The sequence below is a fragment of the Sulfuricurvum sp. genome (genome assembly GCF_019163035.1).
Taxonomy (GTDB): domain Bacteria; phylum Campylobacterota; class Campylobacteria; order Campylobacterales; family Sulfurimonadaceae; genus Sulfuricurvum.
In genome coordinates this window covers 1980-4633 of the sequence record NZ_JAFLKV010000144.1, presented here as the reverse complement: position 1 = coordinate 4633, position 2654 = coordinate 1980, and the positions used below count along the sequence as shown (strand labels likewise).

Here is a 2654-nt window from a genome sequence, read left to right as displayed (position 1 = left end):
CGGCACATCCAAATTTTTCCAAATTGAGACGATATTTTCCGAGTGTTGCTTGATACACAAAGTTTTTAGGGGTGGGGGCGATAATGGAGTCTTCATCATATTCGAGCGACTCTTGCAAAAAGGGGATACCCGCCGCCCCCAGAAGTTCGGCACGGGTGATCGAAGAGGACGCTAAGCGTATCATAGTTTAATACGCGTTTCGGAGTACCACACCGATGAAGATAGCGATTACGCCGAGGGTGATATTCACAGGAACCATATATTTAGCGATAAGAGCCAACATCTCTTTGGCTTCTTCGAGATGCCCTTCTTTTAGTGCTTTTTCTGCTTTTGCTCTGCGCCACATCATAGCACCCAAATTCAATGCCATAATCAGCCAAATCGCCTCTTTGATATGGATCGTATTGTAGATGCTCATCGCGTATTCATCGATCACATTGCCCATTGGGTCCATTGCTGCCGCACGGAATCCGAGACCGACCGCCATCAACACCGCTGTAATGATAAGAATAATGACGAACGGTGTTACAATCGTAAAAAGACGTTTAAGGGTATGCGCCGCGCGTTCCAATCGTAGTTTCGGATCACTAATCAGAGCAAGTGATTGATGGGTGGCGAAACGGATCGCGATCATCCCCCCAACCCATATAACAGCACTGATAACATGTAAAAAAACAATTAGATTACGATGATGCGTAAAGGTTTCAATCAAAAACTCTTTCATGCACCAAGCTCCGCCGTTACATACGCCAATGCCGCTTCTTTGGCCTCACCCAGTTTCGAAGCATCTTTTCCGCCCGCTTGCGCAAAATCTGGACGTCCACCGCCGCCGCCGCCGAGGATCGGAGCAATCGCTTTGATCCAATCACCCGCTTTGAGCGTAGTGTTTTTAGCCCCCGCCGCGAGAAGAACTTTGTCGTCTTTGACTTGGAAGAGGATCACCGCAACCGAATCGTGCTGATTTTTGAGCTCATCGATACGCTCTTTAATATCGCCTGCGCTGAGTTCGGCGACTACTACCGCCGTGTTGCCCATCATCGTAACAGAGAGTTCTTCTTTAGCCGAAGAAGCCAATGTGCTCATTTCAGTTTTTAGGGTTTTAACCTGCTCTTTAAGACGCTCGATCCCCGCCAATACATCGCGATTTTTCACCGAGGTTTCGACCTCTTCGAGAAGATGGCGTTGTTGTTTAAAGAGGTTATATGCCGCATTGCCGCACACCGCTTCGATACGTCGAACACCCGCGCTCACACCGCTCTCTTTGACGATCACAAACGTCCCGATGGTTGCCGTGTTATCGACATGGATACCGCCGCAAAACTCGACCGATGCCGTTCCGAAGTTGACGACACGAACCGTGTCACCATATTTTTCGCCAAACTGCGCTTTGGCTCCACTTTTTTTCGCTTCATCAATGCTCATCTCACGAGTTAACCCTTCCAACGCATGGAAGATATGATAGTTCACCCGCTCTTCGACGAGAGCAATCTCTTCGTGGCTCATCGCTTTAGGGTGGGAGAAGTCGAAACGGAGACGATTGTGCTCAACGAGTGAACCCGCTTGAGAAATATGTTCCCCCAACTGCTCGTACAATGCCGCGTGCAAGAGGTGGGTTGCCGAGTGGTGTTTTGCGATTTCGTTACGCTCAGGATCAACAACCGCTTCGATACTCTCACCAACACTCACGGTTGATTTCGTCTCGATATGAGAGAGATTCAAGCCATGAAATTTTTTCGTTTCACTAACGGTCGCTTTATCGCCAAGTTTCCCCGTGTCACCGCTTTGTCCGCCGCTTTCCGCATAAAACGGTGTCTCTTCGAGGAGTACCCATCCGCTTTGGTGTGCATGAAGTTGCTCAACCCGCTCGAAACTCTCACTCAAAAGAGCTTGGATTTTGACAGAAGCTTTCGTGTAGCCATATCCGATAAAGGTATTGACCCCAAATGTTTCGAGAAGGGTTTTAAAATCCCCCTCGACATGAGCATCCCCCGAACCTTTCCACGCCGCTTTTGCCCGTTTGCGTTGTTCAGACATCAATGTTTCAAACGTCTCCACATCGAGGGAGAGATTTTTCTCTTTCAACATATCTTCGGTCAAATCGAGAGGGAAACCGAAAGTATCGTAGAGCTTGAACGCAACTTCTCCGCTGAAGGTCTCTTTGGTATTTTTCAACTCTTCGTTGAAGAGTTCAATCCCCGATGCGATGGTTTTGAAAAAGCGTTCCTCTTCAAGCATAATTTGCTCTTTTAAAACTGCCAATTTCTCAACGATGTACGGATATTGTTTCCCCATCAATTCCGCTACAGTGTCGGCAACCTCAAACATAAACGGCTTGGTAAATCCGAGCAAATATCCATGACGAACCGCACGACGTAAAATACGACGCAAGACATACCCGCGTCCTTCATTAGAGAAGTTTGTTCCCTGAGCAAGGAGAAACGTTACGGTTCGGATATGGTCGGCGATAACGCGGTACGACGCACCGCTTGCATAGCTATACGGTTTACCGATAAGGGCTTCGACTTTGCGAATAATCGGCATAAAGAGGGTTGAATCGTAGTTGCTCAATGCCCCCTCTAATACTGCCGTAGCACGTTCCAATCCCATCCCCGTATCGATAGAAGGTTTCGGAAGAGGTTTCAACTCACCCTTCG

The 2654-nt window shown here is 48.2% G+C and carries 2 protein-coding genes and 1 pseudogene; all 3 read right to left on the bottom strand.

Annotated features, from left to right (window positions below; genetic code table 11):
* Nucleotides 1–184 (bottom strand): annotated as a pseudogene (locus JZU62_RS10385) (septum formation inhibitor Maf); the annotation flags it as partial.
* Nucleotides 185–187: 3 nt separating this feature from the next.
* Nucleotides 188–724, bottom strand: coding sequence for a hypothetical protein (locus JZU62_RS10380; protein ID WP_295014530.1), 537 nt, complete (start codon nucleotides 722–724; stop codon nucleotides 188–190).
* A partial coding sequence (gene alaS / locus JZU62_RS10375; protein ID WP_295014528.1) for an alanine--tRNA ligase occupies nucleotides 721–2654 on the bottom strand: 1934 nt, incomplete at its 5' end. The genes JZU62_RS10380 and alaS, both read right to left, overlap by 4 nt.